Source organism: Ruegeria sp. CJ2 (assembly GCF_056536745.1).
On record NZ_JBQFQF010000001.1, the window covers coordinates 77,174 to 94,752 of the forward strand.

Consider the following 17,579-nt stretch of genomic DNA (forward strand, 5'->3'; position numbering starts at 1 on the left):
TTTTTGCGGGATCAGGCTTATTGCGAGGCTCTGCCTCGCGCTCCGGGATATTTGGGGCCAGATGAAGCAGGGATCCTTCATTCATCTGGCCCCAAATATCCCGGGGGAGTCGCGGCTTGCCGCGGCGGGGGCAGCGCCCCCTGACCCCGATGGTCAACTTTGCCAGCGACCGCCAAAACCCTCGGGTACCAAAAGGTTATGGCGCCCCAGATCGCCGACATTCCGTTCGCCGCACAATGCCATCGTGGTATCCAGTTCCTTGTGGATAACTTCAAGCGCGGTCGTCACGCCTTTTTGCCCCATTGCCCCCAAACCATAGACAAAGGCACGGCCGATATAGGTGCCCTTTGCACCCAAAGCCAATGCCTTGAGTACGTCTTGCCCCGAGCGAATGCCGCTGTCCAAGTGAACCTCGACATCACCGCCGACCGCATCCATGATTTCAGGCAAAACGCGGATCGAACTGAGTGCCCCGTCCAACTGGCGGCCACCGTGATTTGACACAACGATGGCGTCGGCTCCCAATTTGGCCGCCATTTTTGCATCCTCGGCGTCCAGAATGCCCTTGAGTATTACTTTCCCGCCCCATTGCTCCATCAGCTTCTCGACTTTTTTCCAGTCAAGGCTGGGGTCAAACTGTTCTGCCGTCCACGCGCCGAGGGAGGAAGCATCCGAGACCCCTTCGGCGTGCCCGACGATATTGCCGAATTTCCGCCGATGAGCGCCCAGCATTTCAATGCCCCATGCCCATTTTGTCATCAGATTGGCGATGGTTTTTGCGGTCAGTTTTGGCGGGGCAGACAGACCGTTTTTCAGGTCTTTGTGCCGTTGGCCAAGAATTTGCAGGTCCAGGGTGATAACCAGGGCCGAACAGTTCGCGTCTTTGGCGCGCTGGATCAGGCGTCCGACATAGTCCTGATCTTTCATTGTATAAAGCTGGAACCAGAATGGTTTTGTCGTGTATTCGGCCACATCCTCGATCGAGTTGATCGACATGGTGGACAGGGTGAAGGGAACGCCGAACTCTTCGGCGGCTTTGGCAGCCTTCATCTCTCCGTCGGCGTGTTGCATCCCGGTCAAGCCGACCGGCGCCAACGCAACCGGCATCGCGACGTCTTGACCGATCATTTGTGACGCGGTCGAGCGTCCGGCCATGTCCACGGCGACGCGTTGGCGCAGGCGGATATCCTCGAAATCCGAGCTGTTTTCGCGGAAGGTTTGTTCTGTCCAGCTTCCGCTTTCGGCGTAGTCGAAAAACATGCGCGGAACGCGCCGTTCGTAGATCCGTTTAAGGTCTTCTATGTTCGTGATGACTGGCATGTGGCTCTGGCCTTTTGAATTGGTTCTTTTTTCTTACCAATTATGGAAGAGTGCCGCAACGTCACATATCTGCGGTCCGATGCCGCGCCGACGATGACAAAAAAACCGCGGGTTGTTAAGGCCAGCCGCGGTTGATCTTATTTCCGGACTTGTCAGTATTTTCAGGCAGAATGCGCCCCGTCTGCCAGCGTTCCGACGAAATCAAGGACTTCGGAAACGGGCTTACCCTCGGCGATTTGACTGACGATTGCCGACCCGACAACCGCGCCATCTGCGACCGAAGCGATCGCACGGGATTTCTCGGGCGTGTTGATTCCAAAGCCGACAATGACAGGAAGATCCGTTGCCGCCTTGATCCGGGCAACCTCGGGGCCGACATTCGTCGCTTGCGCTTCGGCGGCACCGGTGATTCCCGTGATCGAGACGTAATACACAAAGCCCGACGTATTTTGCAGAACACGGGGCAGACGTTTGTCATCAGTTGTCGGAGTTGCCAGGCGGATAAAGTTCAGACCCGCGGCCTGCGCTGGCAGGCACAGTTCTTCGTCTTCCTCGGGGGGAAGGTCTACGACGATCAGCCCGTCAATTCCCGCAGCTTTGGCGTCGGTCAGAAATGTATCGACCCCGCGGCTGTAGATCGGGTTGTAGTATCCCATCAGGACGATGGGAGTGGTGTCGTCCGTCTCACGGAAGGCGCGTGCCAGATCCAGGGTTCTTTGCAGGGTCATTCCACCATCCAGGGCGCGCTGTCCGGCCGCCTGAATCGTCGGACCGTCGGCCATGGGATCGGTGAATGGCAAGCCAAGCTCGATCACATCGACACCCGCACCCGGCAGCCCCTTCACGATTTCGAGTGAGGTGTCGAAATCGGGGTCCCCGGCCATAATGTAGGCGACAAAGGCTTTCTTGTTTTCGGCCTTCAGAGCGGCAAACTTGGCGTCGATACGGGTCATCAGCAGTCCTTGCAAACAGGTTCGACCCTGATGTGCAGAAACTTTGCGCGGAAATCAATCCCGCCGGGTCAGATTGGCCTAGAACCCGTAGTGATAACGCAGGAACAGGGCATTCACGCCTGGATTGAAGCTTTCGGTGCTGGCGTTGGACTTGTGCGTTACAGCCAGCGAAATCGCGTTGCCGTTGTCCAATGCGTAACCAACACCCAGAAGGCTTCGAATTTGGAAGCTGCCGCCCAAGTCGTTGTCATCATTTGAGGCGTTGTAATAGCCGGGCATCACACTGAGTTCGGCGAACCACCGGTCCGAGAAGGAATAGATCCCAATCAGACCCGCACCGATATGCGTGTCGCCGTCGACATCAACTGTCAGCGCCGCCCCCAAGCCCGCGCTGAACCGGGTGGCCTCGTGAAAGGGGCGGTGCTGGTATTCCAGTGAAAAGATGGCCTGATCTTCACCATTGCTATCGGAAAAATCAGCATAGCCTGCGCCGAATATTACGGATTGAGCGTGCGCGGACGCTGCGGAAAGCAGGAAAGCGGTGCAAATAAGTAGGAATTTCATAAGGCAACTTCGTCAATCTGTTCGCGTTAGTTCTGACAATGGTTACCTTTGGTCATCAAAATCAAGTCGCGATCAGGACACGCGCATTGACAGGATTGTGATGTTGCAGATCGGACTCGAGCCAAGTTGAGCCGTTGGGTTGCGCATTTCAACGTACCTGAATAGAAGACGCCGTCGTATCGCTTCAGGAGGCCGACATGGGCTTTAAAATGGGAATCGTGGGTCTGCCGAATGTGGGCAAGTCGACCCTGTTTAACGCACTGACCAAAACGGCGGCTGCGCAGGCGGCGAATTTCCCGTTCTGCACCATTGAACCGAATGTTGGCGACGTGGCGGTTCCTGATGACCGGCTGGACAAGCTGGCAGCGATTGCCTCGTCGAAGCAGATCATCCCGACGCGTATGACCTTCGTGGACATTGCTGGTCTGGTCAAAGGTGCCTCGAAAGGCGAAGGGCTGGGCAACCAGTTTCTGGCCAATATCCGCGAAACCGACGCGATTGCTCATGTGCTGCGCTGTTTCGAAGATGGCGACGTGACCCATGTGGACGGCCGCGTGGACCCGGTGGCCGATGCCGATACGATCGAGACCGAGCTGATGCTGGCCGATCTGGAAAGCATCGAAAAGCGCCGCGCCAATCTGGTGCGCAAGCTGAAGGGCAACGACAAAGAGGCGGCACAGCAGGACCGCCTGCTGGCCGAGGCGCAGGCGATGCTGGAAAACGGCAAACCCGCGCGTCTGGTTGAGGTCTCGGACGAAGACGCCAAGGCGTGGAAAATGCTACAATTGCTGACCACCAAGCCGGTTCTCTATGTCTGCAACGTGTCCGAGGAAGAAGCCGCCGAGGGCAATGAATATTCCGCCAAGGTCGCTGAAATGGCCGCCGCGCAGGGCAATTCCCACGTCATCATCAGCGCCAAGATCGAGGAAGAGATCAGCCTGCTGGAAGACGACGAAGCCCAGATGTTCCTTAAGGAAATGGGTCTGGAAGAGCCCGGCCTCGACCGTCTGATCCGCGCCGGTTACGACCTGCTGAAGCTAGAGACCTATTTCACCGTCGGCCCGAAAGAGGCCCGCGCCTGGACCATCCGCACTGGCACTGCCGCGCCGCAGGCCGCTGGTGTGATTCATGGTGACTTTGAGAAGGGCTTCATCCGAGCCGAGACCATCGCCTATGACGACTATATCGCCGCCAATGGCGAACAGGGCGCGAAAGAGGCGGGTAAGATGCGGGCTGAGGGCAAGGGCTACATCGTCAAGGATGGCGATGTGATGCACTTCTTGTTTAATACGTAAGGCGGTGCAATCGCGTCAGTAAATGTGCTATCTGAAACCGGGTTTTGCTAAATTTGGTTGGGTCCGGATGGAAAACGCACACGTCGACGTAAACAAAGCCGTTGTGCAAAGATATATCGACGAAATTCAGAATGGTCATTCGCTCGACGCGATCTCCGAGGTTTTCGCCGAAAATTTCATCGACCATACCGCAAGCGGCGGTGGGGCGTTTGTCGGTGGCATTGAGGGGTTGAAACAGGGGTACGCAAGTTTCCTCAGGGCGTTCCCCGACTTACATGCCAGCGTCGAGGCACTGATCGCTGAGGGCGATAAAGTTGTTGCTTATAAGACGCTTAGGGGAACCCATTCGGATGATTGGTTGGGTGTTCCGGCAACTGGGCGCCGCGTGGAGTTCAGGATTATCAGCATCTACAAAATCAAAGATGGGAAACTGTCAGAGTTTTGGGGGTTACAGGACGAAAACACTCTCAGGCAGCAATTGGAAAACGGCCCTAGGCGTTGACCGGATACGGTACAAAAACGTGTAGAGAATCCGCTGTTTTCTGTCAGAGAACGGGGTAGTGTTGGGCCGATCAATCGTTCGAGATGGCCCCAAATGATCGAAATCCGCGACCTCCAACTCCTCAGCGCCCTTGCGCGGCACCAACATTTTGCCAAGGCAGCCGAGGAATGCGGGATTTCGCAGCCTGCGTTCTCGATGCGCATCCGTAACCTTGAAGACCGGCTGGGCGTCTCAATCGTCCGCCGCGCTAACCGGTTTCAGGGCCTGACCGAAGAGGGCGAGATGATGGTCCGGCGGGCGCGGCGGATATTGGACGACTCCAAGGCGTTGGAGCAACAGGTGCTGGCGGCGCGGGGCGAAATTACGGGGACTTTGATCCTGGGCGTTATTCCGACGGCGATTGCCTTTACCGGACGGCTGATCAAACGGTTGCAGCAGGCGCATCCGCGCATCTTATCGCGGATTGAAACCATGTCTGCGACAGCGATACAGCACCGGCTGGATGAGGGCAGTCTGGATGCGGGCATCACCTATGGCGACAGTATCGGCACCGATCTGCGGCAAGTGCAGCCCTTGTATGAAGAAACCTATGTGCTGCTGGTCCCGTCGCATATGACCGAGGAATCCGGGCCGATTCCATGGGCGCAAGTGGCTGAATTCCCGATCAGCCTGCTTGAGCCGCAGATGCAGAACCGTCGCATACTGGACCGGATTTTCGCCGAACAGGGCCTGCACCCGCATGTGGTGGCCGAAACCAGCGGATTCACCGCCTCGATGGTCATGGCGCGCGAGGGGTTGGCGGCCACTGTTGTCCCGCGCGTTCTTGTGCGCGCGCTGGGCGATTTGCGGGGGACCAAGGTGCTGCCGCTGGTCGATCCCGTTGTCAGCAAACCAATATGTCTGGCGACCCTGACGCGCGAACCGGAATTGCCCACGGTCGAGGCGCTGCGCGCGGTGGTGGCCTCATTGCGGTGATAAGGTGTCGTTATCGTGCGATTGAAATAAGCGATTTGACGATATGTTAGTCTGATGAGACACGGGGCCTCAATCGGAGGGCATCATGGCACCATTAGACACCAAGCCATCAGGCGCACCCAAGGGCGTCTGGAAGTCAGGTAAAGGCAAAGGGCGGCACACGCCCAAAGGCCGTCAGTTCACGGATGAGGCGCAGGCTGAGATTCATCGCCTGTTGGGGGGTCGCCCGCGCCGCCGCGATCTGCTGATCGAATTCCTGCATTTGATTCAGGACGCGCACGGCCATATCAGCGCCGATCATATCGCTGCTTTGGCGGTCGAAATGCGCATCGGTCAGGCCGAAATCTATGAAACCGCCACCTTCTACGCGCATTTCGATGTGGTGAAAGAAAGTGAGACGCCTCCACCCGCGCTGACGATCCGTGTCTGTGATTCCCTGTCCTGCGAAATGGCTGGTGCGCAGCAGTTACAGAAAGCTCTGGCAGATAGTCTGGACCCGGCTGAGGTTCGTGTTGTCCGTGCGCCCTGCATGGGCCGTTGCGACACCGCGCCTGTGCTTGAGATCGGTCACAATCATATCGACCATGCCACCCCCGAAAAGGTGCAGGCGGCGATTGCTGCCGATGATACGCACGCGCATCTGCCTGACTACGAAACCTTTGCCACCTATGAGGCCAACGGCGGCTACGCCAAGCTGAAAGACCTGCGCGACAATGGCGATTGGGAGAAGGTGCAGGATGACATCCTGTCCTCGGGCCTGCGCGGTCTGGGTGGTGCTGGTTTCCCGTCGGGCAAGAAATGGGGCTTTGTTCGCATGAACGAAGGCCCTCGCTATCTGGCCGTGAACGGGGACGAAGGCGAACCGGGCACGTTCAAGGATCGCTACTATCTTGAACGCACGCCGCATGTCTTCCTTGAGGGTATGCTGATCGCGGCATGGGCAGTCGAGGCCGAGACCTGCTTTATCTACATGCGCGACGAATACCCTGCGGTGCTGGAGATCCTGCGCCGCGAGATTGCCGCGCTGGAACGGGCCGGGATTGTTGAACCCGGCTATATCGACCTGCGCCGCGGTGCCGGCGCGTATATCTGCGGTGAAGAATCCGCGATGATTGAATCGATCGAAGGTAAAAAGGGCCTGCCGCGTCACCGTCCTCCGTTCGTGGCGCAGGTTGGGGTCTTTAACCGCCCGACCTTGGTGCACAATGTCGAGACGCTGTATTGGGTCACCAAAGTGTGCCGTGCGGGGCCGGAATGTCTTAACAGCACCGAAAAGAACGGCCGCAAGGGGCTGCGCAGCTATTCGGTCTCGGGCCGTGTGGCGCAGCCGGGCGTGTACCTGCTGCCCGCAGGTTCGACCATTCTTGACGTGATTGATGCGGCTGGTGGCATGGCGGAAGGCCATGTGTTCAAGGCGTATCAACCGGGCGGGCCGTCGTCAGGTCTTCTCCCCTCCCGCATTGACGACGTCCCGCTCGATTTTGACACGTTGCAGCCTTTGGGCACGTTCATCGGCTCGGCCGCGGTGGTGGTTCTGTCCGATCAGGACACGGCCCGCGATGCGGCGCTGAACATGCTGCGGTTCTTCGAGGATGAAAGCTGTGGCCAATGTACGCCCTGTCGCGCGGGTTGCGAGAAGGCGGTCAAGCTGATGCAGGCCGACAAGTGGGACACCGATCTGCTGGAAGATCTGTGTCAGGTCATGGGCGACGCCTCGATCTGTGGTCTGGGGCAGGCGGCCCCGAACCCGATCCGCCTTGTCATGAAACATTTCGCTGACGAAATCTGAAGGGAGACAGAGCCATGCTAGACGCAAGCCCAACCAAGACCGTCACCTTCAACCTCAACGGCGAAGATGTCACCGTGCCCGAAGGCTGGACCATCTGGGAAGCCGCCAAGGGGCAGGGGTTCACCATCCCTCACCTGTGCCACAAACCGCAGCCGGGCTATCGCCCCGACGGGAACTGCCGCGCCTGTATGGTCGAGGTGGAAGGCGAGCGCACGCTGGTCGCCTCGTGCATCCGCCCTGCGGCGGACGGTATGGTCGTCAAGACCGACAGTGACCGCGCCGAGAAATCGCGCGCCATGGTCATGGAGCTGTTGGTGGCTGACCAGCCGGAAGAGGCACACGACACCTCAAGCCATTTCTGGGACATGGCCAAGCTGAACGATGTCTCGGATAGCCGTTTCCCGGCGAAAGAGGTCGAGAAAATCCCGCTTCTGGATGACAGCCACGTTGCGATGCGCGTCAATCTGGACGCCTGCATCAACTGCAACCTCTGCGTCCGGGCCTGCCGTGAAGTGCAGGTGAACGACGTGATCGGCATGGCTGGTCGCGGTCATACGGCGCAGGTGGTGTTTGATCAGAACGACCCGATGGGCGATTCGACCTGTGTGGCCTGTGGTGAATGCGTTCAGGCTTGCCCGACCGGTGCTCTTATGCCTGCCACCGTGCTGGATGACCAGCAGAAGGGCGACAGTAAGGACTACGATTCTGAAACCGAAAGCGTCTGCCCGTTCTGTGGCGTGGGCTGCAAGGTCTCACTGAAAGTCAAGGACGGCAAGGTCAAGTATGTCGAGGGCATCAACGGCCCCGCAAACGAAGGCCGCCTGTGTGTCAAAGGCCGGTTCGGGTTCGACTATATCCACCACCCGCACCGTCTGACCAAGCCGCTGATCCGGCGCGAGGATGCGCCTGCCAAGGGTCTGAATGTCGACCCAAGCGATCTGTCGACCCATTTCCGAGAGGCGACTTGGGAAGAGGCGATGAATCTGGCCGCGACCAAGCTGAAGGGCCTGCGCGAAGAAGACCCGCGCAGCGTTGCAGGCTTTGGCTCTGCCAAGTGCACCAACGAAGAAGCCTACCTGTTCCAAAAGTTCATCCGTCAGGGCTTTAAGCACAACAATGTCGACCACTGCACCCGTCTGTGCCACGCGTCGTCCGTTGCTGCTCTGATCGAGAATGTGGGCTCGGGCGCTGTGACCGCAACCTTCAACGAGATCGAAAACGCGGATGTGGCGATCATCATCGGCTCGAACCCGATCGAGAACCACCCCGTTGCGGCGACCTATTTCAAGCAGTTCGCCAAGCGCGGCGGTAAACTGATCGTGATGGACCCGCGCGGTGTCGGGATGCGCAAATTTGCAGATGAAATGCTGCAATTCCGTCCGGGGGCGGATGTCTCGATGCTGAACGCGATCATGAACGTGATCGTCGAGGAGGAGCTGTACGACAGCCAGTACATCCACCGCTGGACCGAGAACTGGGAGGCCGAGAAAGAGCACCTGCGTCAGTTCACGCCCGAGGCGATGTCGCCGATCTGCGGTATCGAGCCAGACCAACTGCGCCGCGTCGCGCGGACCTTTGCGCAGGCCAAGGCTGGTCTGATCTTTTGGGGGATGGGCGTCAGTCAGCACATCCACGGCACGGATAACTCGCGCTGCCTGATTTCGTTGGCTCTGATGACCGGCAATGTTGGTAAGCCCGGCGCGGGTCTGCACCCGCTGCGCGGTCAGAACAACGTGCAGGGGGCCTCGGACGCGGGTCTGATCCCGATGTTCCTGCCTGACTATCAGACCGTGACCGATGATGGCATTCGCGCCAAGTTCAACAACGTCTGGAACTCGGACGACTTCTCGAACGAGAAGGGTCTGACAGTGACCGAGATCATCGACCAAGCCTATGCGGGCAACATCAAGGGTATGTATATCATGGGTGAAAACCCGGCCATGTCCGACCCGGATGTGAACCATGCGCGCGACGCGCTGGCCAAGCTGGACCTGATGATCGTGCAGGACATCTTCCTGACCGAGACAGCAAACTATGCCGACATCATCCTGCCTGCCTCGGCGCTCTATGAAAAGAACGGCACCGTTTCGAACACCAACCGTCAAGTGCAGCGGGTGCGCCCAGCCGTGACCCCTCCGGGTGAAGCGCGCGAGGATTGGAAGATCACCGTCGAACTGGCGCAGCGGATCGGGCTGAACTGGGATTATACTGATGTGTCTCAGGTCTTTGCCGAGATGAAGCTGACGATGAACTCGCTCAACAACATCACGTGGGAACGGTTGGAGAGTGAGACGATCACCTATCCATCCCTGTCGGAAACCGATCCGGGTCAATCCATTGTGTTCGGCGATGGTTTCCCGCGCACCGATGGCAAGGCAAGGTTCACTCCGGCCAGTGTCATCCCGCCCGATGAGGCCCCGGATGAGGACTATCCAATGATCGCCACCACGGGCCGTCAGTTGGAACATTGGCACACGGGGTCGATGACCCGCCGGTCCAACGTGCTGGACGCGGTTGAGCCCGAGGCGAACTGTTCGATGAACCCCCGGACGCTGAAGCTGATGGGCATTGAGCCGGGCGAGATGATCCGCCTGACCACGCGGCGCGGCTCGATCGAGATCATGGTGCGCGCGGATCGCGCGATCGCCGAGGATATGGTGTTCATCCCGTTTGCCTATGTCGAGGCGGCGGCGAACATCCTGACCAACTCGGCCATCGACCCTTATGGTAAAATCCCCGAGTTCAAGTTCTCGGCCATTCGCGTCGAAAAGATCGAAGACGCGATCGCTGCGGAATAAATGGAGAAGGCGGTCACAGCGACCGCCTTTTTCTTTCCTTGACAGCAGGTTAGATGCGGCCAAACCTATCATCGCTTGGGGTGATGGAGGGTTTCATGGCACGCCGTTTTGTCGATTTGTCCGTTCCGCTGGAAACCGGGATCGTATCCGACCCGCCGATCATGCTGCCCGAAATCGAATACCTGACCCATGACCAGACAGCAGAACAGGTCACGTCTTTCTTTCCCGGCCTGAGGAAGGATGATCTGCCGGGGGGCGAAGGCTGGGCCATCGAGCGCCTTCAGATCGCGACCCATAACGGTACGCATCTGGATGCGCCGTATCACCACCACTCGACAATGAATAAGGGCGAACGCGCGATTACCATCGACGAAGTGCCGCTCGAATGGTGCATGAACCCCGGTGTGAAGCTGGACTTCCGGCATTTCGATGACGGCTATGTCGCGACAGCCGCCGATGTTGCCACAGAGTTGAAGCGCATAGGTCACGATCTGCAACCGCTGGACATTGTGATCGTCAACACGTCCGCGGGAACGCAGTACGGTCAGCCGGACTATCTGATGAAAGGCTGCGGCATGGGCCGTGAGGCAACGCTGTACCTGACGGAACGCGGCGTGCGCGTGACCGGCACGGATGCCTGGAGCTGGGATGCGCCCTTTGCCCTGACTGCACAGGAATACGCTGAGACGCAGGATGCCTCGATCATCTGGGAAGGGCACCGCGCCTCGATGGAGATCGGGTATTGCCACATGGAGAAGCTGACAAACCTTGAGGACCTGCCGCCGACGGGGTTTGAAATCTCGTGCTTTCCTTTCAAGATCAAGGGCGCGTCGGCAGGCTTTGTTCGGGCCGTAGCAATTTTTGAGGAGGATGCAGATGACTGAACCCCTAAGCGGGCATGACGGCCCCTATGATGCGCCGGTCGAAATTCGGGGGTTCCGGGTGCTGCCCGAATGGATCGACTATAACGGTCACATGAATGTGGGTTACTACGGCGTGGCCTTTGATCTGGCGCTGGAAAAACTGATGGTCGAGCATCTGGGTCTTGGCGAAGTGCAAGTGGCGGCTTTGGGGCAGGGACCGTACGTCCTGCAATCTCATATGACGTTCCTGCGCGAAGTGCAGGAGGATGAGTCGTTCTTTTTTCGGATTCGCTTGTTGGATGCAGACCACAAGCGCGGTCACTATTTCGCACAGATGCTGTCAGAAAACGACGGCGAGGTCTGCGCAACCCAAGAGGCGTTGTTCATGAATGTCAGCCATCAAACCGGGCGTTCGGTCGCGTACCCGGACTGGGCGGCGGAACGGCTTGCCAGAATGGTGCGCGATCACGCAGGTTTGGACGCAGCACCACAGGTCGGACAGGCGATAGGGATTCGGCGCGCTTAGTAGTCGCGTTCGAAAAACACCCCGACGCCTGTTTCCCCGCGCCCGTCTACTGTTCCGCGAACAGTGAAATTGTCGGTTACATCGAGGTTCAGGTTCACCTCGGTATCGCCCTCGGTGTTCACGGTGAAATCGGTGTAGAGATTGTCACTCAGATAAGCCCCTGCGCCCAGTCGACCCGCGCCGCCTTCGGTCGCGCCGATATCCACCGAGTCAACACCGGTCGCATCGCGTAGCCCCTTGGTGGCGTCCCCGCCCGCACCGCTGAGTTGTGCAAGCGACGCAGCCATCTGCGCAATGACAAACGGTGACAATTCGGAAAAGCGGTTGCCGAACAGAAGCATCGCCAACGCCTCTTCCGCAGGGCGCTCGGGGTCGGAAAACACGTCCACTTCCGGCGCATCCAGCGGACCGGCGATTTCAATGGTTGCCGTTCCGTCCGACGTGCTGGCCGAAGATTCGAACTCGATATAGGGGGTCAGGTCGCCTTGCAGGGTCACGATACCTTTGGTCAGCGCCAGCCTGCGGCCCAGAATGTCAAAGTTACCGCGGATCAGTTCGATCTGACCGGATGGCACAACCGAGGAGGTGGTGCCGCCAATAAACAGGCGGCCACCCAGTTCCGCGTTCACACCGCGCCCGCGCACAAAGACGGCCTTCGGCGCCAGCAGCGTAATGTCGAGCGCAATGCGGGAATCGCTTGGCGTCGCTTCTTCGTCCACCACAAGCCCTGCACGCTCGCGGGTTAGCAAGCTGGCCGAACCTTCGCCGATATGCTGAATCTCGGGGATTGGTGCGGCGCCTACGGCCCCGGATGCGGCGGCCAGATTGATATTCGTCTCTTCGAACGTAATCTGTCCGGCGACCGAGCTGTTGCCGGCCAAAGCACCGGTCATGGCGATTTGGCCGTTCAGGGTTGTTTCATACAAAAGCTGATCGGTCAGAACGAGGCTGTTGAGCGTTGTCGTGATATTTGCGTTGAACGGTGGCGTCAGGTCTACCGGGCCTGCGACGACAAAATTGCCACCGGCACGCGGCCCGCCGCTGAGGGAAATCGTCGCCCGGCTCTGGGCCAGTTCAACTGACCCGCTGATGCCTGTGATCGTCTGCCCGGCACCGGGAATAGCCAGAGAAGTGCCCGAGGTGGTTATCGTTCCACTCAGCGCGCTCAAAGAGGGTTTCCCCTTCAGCGCCAGATCAAATCGCGCCGTGCCGTCGATCTTGTTGGGGGTGATAAACAGGTTGGCGATGCCGATATTGACCCCGCCGACAGCTTTCAGGTCGGCCGCGCCCGATGCTTCGTCAAACGTGCCGGACACCTGACTGTTGATCTCTGCCGGGCCCTCGGCGGACGTGTCGATTGTCCAGACGCCATTGTCGCGCTTGGCTGTGCCTTTTGCGGCGATCGTGCCGGGAAAATCAGGGGCGAACCGCTCAATCCGGTTGAGCTTTGCGTCAAAGTCCAGATCAGCCGCCCCGTCTGAATCCACGGACCCTTCCAGTGACGCGTATGAACTGTCCGGTCCGCGCAGGTTTGCCGTCCCTTCCAGACCAGAGGTGGTCGGCGCGACGTTCCCTTCCAGTGTCAGCGGGCCGGACAGTGTTTGTGTGATCCGTGCGACGTCGTCCAGTTGAACGAAATAGTTCAGCCCCCCGGATTCGCGCGCGATCTTCCCTGATGCATTGGCAGAAATAGCCGACCCTTGCAGGCGGAAATTGCGAACTTCAAGACCCTGATCCCCGTTCTGGGCGTCCACGGTCAGGGTAGTGCGGCCTGCGACAAGCTTGTCGACAAAGTCGATACCCACCTGAATGTCGTCGGCGTCCAGATTGCCTTGAATATCAAAGGCGCGGGAGGCCAGATCGCCGCCGCCTTGAAAATCGGCGGTTACGGAACCGGTCAGGTCTTGGCCAGCCAGCCCCGAGAAGAGGGATAGGTCTGGTACATCAATGCGTGCCTCGCCTTCGCCCGATGGCTCTCCGGTCGGGTCGGTCACGGTGGCCTGTACCTGTGCGCTGAGGGCCTTGCCATTCACCGTCGCATTGCGAATCTCGATCTGATCGGCAGAGCGCGCGCCGTCCCATTGAATAGTGGTTTGGCCGGTCAGAAGCGGGTCGATATCGGCCATGCCGGTTTGAAGGTTCCTGCCGACCACACTTGCGGTGCCGTCAAACTCCAACGTCTGCACTGTTCCGGTGCCGTCGACTTCGGCCCTAACAGAGCCGCCAAGATCGCGCTGGGCCAGACCCGAGAAAACAGACAAATCCGGTGCGTTGACCTGCGCTTGCCCGTCGATGGTCAGGTTCCCATTCGGCGTCGTGACCACCCCGTTTGCCTGCGCATGCGCCGCTGCGCTGTTCAGTTCAAAGGACCGGATCGTGATGCCGTCAGACCCGCGTTTGCCGTCCAGAGAGATCGTGGTTTCCCCGGTGATCACCGGATCAATATCGTCGCGCCCGGTGGCCAGATCGCTGCCGTCAACAAACAGCGTCCCGTCGAAACTGCCCTCCAGCGGTGACCCTTTCCCTTCGACCCGCGCCGATACCTGCCCCTTGAGGTCAAGCTTGGCGATGTCCGAAAACCGGGCCAGATCGGTTGCGTCAAGCGTTGCCGATCCATCCACGGTCAATCCGCTTGTCAGACCGTCTATCAGTGCATCCAAAGCCAGCGCGTAATCAGACCCGATCAGTTCGAACCCGGACAGATTGAGGGACTGATCGCTGCCATAATCGAATTGCCCGTCCAGCGTGATGCGCTGGCCGACGGCTGTGTTCAGGGCCGGATCGGTCAGGTCGATACCAGTGACACTCGCCTGAACATCCCCGCTGACGGCCAGAGACTCGCCCTGGTCCAGCACGCCTTGTGCGCTGATGCGTGCGTTTTGCAGATTGGCCTGCGGCGACTTGAACGCGTTTGCGGTCAGGCTCAGATCCCAGAGGTTTCCGTTTTTCTGATCATACAGCGCGGAAATCTGCGCCGCCTCAATGGACGTTTCACCGCCAGCGACCGGCAACACGACCGCCTCACCGCCGGGTGGAGTGATGCGGCCCTGAAGGGCAGCCAATTGGAGCGAGCCGCCTTCGGCCAGTGCCAATTCACCTTTTAGGTTCAGCGCCTGTGTGGTCAATTCAAGATCCGACACCTCAAGCGCACCTTCGGGTTTGGTTTGCCCATCTACGAACAGGCGCGTTTCTGTCCCGAAGAACGGGTCAATTTCGGCGGTCAGAAACGGCGTCAGATCGCCGCTCAGGTCTGTCGTAAAGGCGATCCCTTGCTGTGCGCCACCATCAGCCGCACGCAGGCGCACCTGCCCCGAAACGCGTTGTTGGTTGTCGCTGCTCAAGCCGATATCGGCTGTGAAATCTGTCAGCGGACCCGATCCCTTGGCCGTCAGGCCAATCGGCGGGCTGTCCGGGATTTTCAGAGCGGTCGAAATCAACCCGCCAGCGGCCTCGATTACCTGTAGGTCCAGATTGATCTCGCTTGTGGCGTTTTGAAATCCTGCCGTCAGCTTGATCTCGTCCCCTGCGCGATCCAGACGGGTTACATCCAGCGATGTGTCGAGCGTTCCGTCCGCCAAAGACAGGTTGCCGTTGACCGAAAGGTCCGCCGCGACCCCGATCAGAGGTTCGCCCAAAGACACTTCGTCGATGCGAATTTCTCCGATTTCAATCGCGACGGGCAGTTCCGGCAGTTGGAAGGGCTGCGTTTCGGCAGAGGCCGTCGGTTCCTCCGTCGTCGTCGCACCAGGTGCGCGGGCAATGTCGATCTCTTGCGCGGTCAGGGAATTGACCGAAAACCGACCACGGATCAGGGCCAGACGGTTCCAGTCAAGCTGTGCGTCCTTGATGGTCAGCCAGACGCCTTCGTCGTCCGCTACGGTAATTTCCTCGATCGTCGCGCGCGCGCTCAGCGCACCCTGAAGGCCGGTCACCGTCACGTTCTGATTGTCGCCTGACAGCGTGTCCTGCAGAAAATTCTCCAGCATACTGCCGCCGCTATCTTCCTGCGCAATCACGGGCGGCGCGGTCAGGATAAGCGTCGCGGTCAGAACAGGATATGAATATCGCCGTATCAAAATGCCTGTCCGATCCCGATATAAAACTGCAGGCCGTCGCCCGTATCGCCCTGAACAGGCACTGCGAGATCAAGGCGTAGCGGGCCAAATCCGCCCAAATCATACCTGACGCCCAAACCCGCACCGGAATGAGAAGCCGCGGCGCTGGTGACAAAAGAGGACGAGTCCACCACACCATAGTCGTAAAACCCGACAAGCGATATCGTCTCGGTTATTTTTCCACGTACTTCGCCGGACAGACCAAGAAAGGACTTGCCGCCAGCAACTTCGCCTCCAACCGGGATGCCGAGGCTTTCAAAAGGCTGCCCGCGTACGGTGCCGGCCCCGCCCGAGAAGAACAGGAAGTCAGGCGTCACGCCATCCAGCGAGGGGCCAAGGACCGACCCGACCTGAACCCGCCCGGCCAGGACGATGCGCCCCCCGGTGTTCAGACTGGTGTAGCCACGCCCGTCAAAGAAGAACCGAATGCCTGTTTCCGTGCCAGACAGCCCGACGAATGGCATGATCTGAGAATCCAGATAGAATCCACGCGTCGCGCTGACCTTGCTGTCACGTTGGTCCCACTCTGACCGCGTTGGAATAATGAAATAGCGGAACTTGCGACCGTCGCCAAAAGCGTCATCGGCATTCGACCACTGAAAGCCAGCCGAGGCTTCGGCATAAAGGCGATCTGAAAATGTACGCCGCGCACCATAGGCCAGCGACGTGATTGTCACGTTGTAGTTGTCAGTGTTCCGACGTTCGATCAACGCGCTCCAGAACGTGTTGTCGTCCGGACCCAGCCTGTCGGGTTGATCCAGACGAAGACCGATGCGCCCGTCCAAATCCTCGGCCCCGCCGATGTTGCGAAGGGCAGCTTCGAAACGGAGCCTTTCAGCGCGCCGGAAGACATTGCGATGGGACCAGGTTGCGGTCACGTCGATCCCGTCGCGCGATGCAATCTCGAACCCGAACGTCAGGCGGCGTTTCGGCAAGTCCTCGAAAGTTGCGTCAAAATCCAGCGTCCCGTCCGGGTTCGGAGTTTCGTGTTCTTCGATGGAAACCACGTTGAATGTGCCGGTCCGACGCAGGCGTGTTCCAACTTTTTGAATTTGTTCGGGTGAGTAAACCTCGCCCGACGGGAAACCTGCAATTTTCTCGATGGATTCGTGGCGCACATCCGAGTCGCCCTTGATGAACATTTTCCCGAAGGTCAGGCGAGGCCCCGGTGCCAGGTCGACGCGCGCATCCAGCCTGGCCTGCGCGTGTCGCGCGATGACCTGTTCGTCCTCAACCCCGGCCTTGGCATGGCCCGCGTCGCGCCAACCCTGCACACCAGCAGAGGCCGCGCGCTGAATGGCGCCGGTTGTGGCCAACTGGCCCGTTGCGAAATCTTCGGGCAGCTCGGTGTCAGGGGCCAGCGGAACAACGACCGCTTCGCCAAACTTGAAGCTGGGGCCGGTGTTTACCGTGATTACGGCGCGATTGACTTGCGCCGGAACGCTGAGAGAGCTGATTTCCGCAGCTTCCTGACCGTCCAGCTTGATGCTGACGACCGGGCTGAAATATCCCTCGTCATAGAGAATTTGAACGATGGTTCGGTAATCCGACAAAGCGGCTGACAGAATTTCCAGCGGGGTGTCCAGCCCGCGCGACTCTGCCGTCGTCACCGAGGAGGTTTCTTCGATCCGTTTCACCAGCGCAGTTGACGCACCTGGTGCCGTCAAAGTTGTTTCAAGCGCGGCAACGGATGTCGGCAGGGCAAGTGAGAGCGCACCAAGAAGGCAATTTCTCAAAACGGCGTACCGCCCGCTTCCCTGCATCTTTTGGCTCCAACTGCCCCAAGTCGAGTTTTAGGTCACCGTCTTGTGCGATGCGACGGTTCGTTAAAGCCATGTTAGAGCATCAATTTTCGCGCAGGGAAGAGAATTTTTGAACG

12 protein-coding genes are annotated in these 17,579 nt (G+C 59.1%); 7 read left to right on the top strand and 5 right to left on the bottom strand.

What is annotated here, in order from left to right:
* Window positions 1-153: 153 nt before the first annotated feature.
* The 3 genes from ACR0MS_RS00385 to ACR0MS_RS00395 form a co-directional block, all read right to left on the bottom strand.
* Window positions 154-1,320, bottom strand: coding sequence for an alpha-hydroxy acid oxidase (locus tag ACR0MS_RS00385; RefSeq protein ID WP_480567735.1), 1,167 nt, complete (start codon window positions 1,318-1,320; stop codon window positions 154-156).
* 161 nt (window positions 1,321-1,481) lie between these two features.
* Window positions 1,482-2,273 (bottom strand): tryptophan synthase subunit alpha, encoded by a 792-nt coding sequence (gene trpA / locus ACR0MS_RS00390; protein ID WP_480567739.1) that lies wholly within the window; start codon window positions 2,271-2,273, stop codon window positions 1,482-1,484.
* A 78-nt stretch (window positions 2,274-2,351) separates the two neighbouring features.
* Window positions 2,352-2,837 carry an acyloxyacyl hydrolase gene (locus ACR0MS_RS00395; protein WP_480567742.1) on the bottom strand — a complete coding sequence of 162 codons (486 nt, stop codon included), beginning with the start codon at window positions 2,835-2,837 and terminating at the stop codon, window positions 2,352-2,354.
* Window positions 2,838-3,034: 197 nt separating this feature from the next.
* On the opposite strand from ACR0MS_RS00395, the gene ychF reads away from it, so the two are divergent.
* The 7 genes from ychF (at window position 3,035) to ACR0MS_RS00430 (ending at window position 11,585) form a co-directional block, all read left to right on the top strand.
* Window positions 3,035-4,132, top strand: a complete 1,098-nt coding sequence (gene ychF / locus ACR0MS_RS00400) for a redox-regulated ATPase YchF (protein ID WP_480567745.1) — start codon at window positions 3,035-3,037, stop codon at window positions 4,130-4,132.
* A gap of 67 nt (window positions 4,133-4,199) precedes the next feature.
* Complete coding sequence (locus tag ACR0MS_RS00405) at window positions 4,200-4,634, top strand: ester cyclase (protein ID WP_480567748.1); 435 nt, start codon at window positions 4,200-4,202, stop codon at window positions 4,632-4,634.
* A gap of 93 nt (window positions 4,635-4,727) precedes the next feature.
* Window positions 4,728-5,609 carry a LysR family transcriptional regulator gene (locus tag ACR0MS_RS00410; RefSeq protein ID WP_480567750.1) on the top strand — a complete coding sequence of 294 codons (882 nt, stop codon included), beginning with the start codon at window positions 4,728-4,730 and terminating at the stop codon, window positions 5,607-5,609.
* 85 nt (window positions 5,610-5,694) lie between these two features.
* Entirely contained in the window at window positions 5,695-7,398 is a 1,704-nt protein-coding gene (locus ACR0MS_RS00415) for an NAD(P)H-dependent oxidoreductase subunit E (RefSeq protein ID WP_480567753.1), read from the top strand.
* Window positions 7,399-7,412: 14 nt separating this feature from the next.
* On the top strand, window positions 7,413-10,196 hold the full coding sequence (gene fdhF / locus ACR0MS_RS00420) for a formate dehydrogenase subunit alpha (protein WP_480567755.1): 2,784 nt from the start codon (window positions 7,413-7,415) through the stop codon (window positions 10,194-10,196).
* A gap of 95 nt (window positions 10,197-10,291) precedes the next feature.
* A complete protein-coding gene (locus ACR0MS_RS00425) occupies window positions 10,292-11,080 on the top strand; it encodes a cyclase family protein (RefSeq protein ID WP_480567758.1) in 789 nt (262 codons plus the stop codon).
* A complete protein-coding gene (locus ACR0MS_RS00430; protein ID WP_480567760.1) occupies window positions 11,073-11,585 on the top strand; it encodes a thioesterase family protein in 513 nt (170 codons plus the stop codon). The genes ACR0MS_RS00425 and ACR0MS_RS00430 overlap by 8 nt, the downstream gene beginning before the upstream one ends.
* Here ACR0MS_RS00430 and ACR0MS_RS00435 read toward each other — a convergent pair.
* Both ACR0MS_RS00435 and ACR0MS_RS00440 read right to left on the bottom strand, forming a co-directional pair.
* Entirely contained in the window at window positions 11,582-15,661 is a 4,080-nt protein-coding gene (locus ACR0MS_RS00435) for a translocation/assembly module TamB domain-containing protein (protein WP_480567763.1), read from the bottom strand. The two genes, ACR0MS_RS00430 and ACR0MS_RS00435, sit on opposite strands and share 4 nt — an antisense overlap.
* Window positions 15,658-17,463, bottom strand: coding sequence for an autotransporter assembly complex protein TamA (locus ACR0MS_RS00440; RefSeq protein ID WP_480567765.1), 1,806 nt, complete (start codon window positions 17,461-17,463; stop codon window positions 15,658-15,660). The genes ACR0MS_RS00435 and ACR0MS_RS00440 overlap by 4 nt, the downstream gene beginning before the upstream one ends.
* Window positions 17,464-17,579 lie beyond the last annotated feature (116 nt).

Coding starts and splice junctions, on each gene's coding strand:
- ACR0MS_RS00415 (WP_480567753.1), top strand. CDS start 5,695: ATGGCACCATTAGACACCAAGCCATCAGGCGCACCCAAGGGCGTCTGG.
- trpA (WP_480567739.1), bottom strand. CDS start 2,273: ATGACCCGTATCGACGCCAAGTTTGCCGCTCTGAAGGCCGAAAACAAG.
- ACR0MS_RS00425 (WP_480567758.1), top strand. CDS start 10,292: ATGGCACGCCGTTTTGTCGATTTGTCCGTTCCGCTGGAAACCGGGATC.
- ychF (WP_480567745.1), top strand. CDS start 3,035: ATGGGCTTTAAAATGGGAATCGTGGGTCTGCCGAATGTGGGCAAGTCG.
- ACR0MS_RS00410 (WP_480567750.1), top strand. CDS start 4,728: ATGATCGAAATCCGCGACCTCCAACTCCTCAGCGCCCTTGCGCGGCAC.
- ACR0MS_RS00430 (WP_480567760.1), top strand. CDS start 11,073: ATGACTGAACCCCTAAGCGGGCATGACGGCCCCTATGATGCGCCGGTC.
- fdhF (WP_480567755.1), top strand. CDS start 7,413: ATGCTAGACGCAAGCCCAACCAAGACCGTCACCTTCAACCTCAACGGC.
- ACR0MS_RS00385 (WP_480567735.1), bottom strand. CDS start 1,320: ATGCCAGTCATCACGAACATAGAAGACCTTAAACGGATCTACGAACGG.
- ACR0MS_RS00395 (WP_480567742.1), bottom strand. CDS start 2,837: ATGAAATTCCTACTTATTTGCACCGCTTTCCTGCTTTCCGCAGCGTCC.
- ACR0MS_RS00405 (WP_480567748.1), top strand. CDS start 4,200: ATGGAAAACGCACACGTCGACGTAAACAAAGCCGTTGTGCAAAGATAT.
- ACR0MS_RS00440 (WP_480567765.1), bottom strand. CDS start 17,463: ATGCAGGGAAGCGGGCGGTACGCCGTTTTGAGAAATTGCCTTCTTGGT.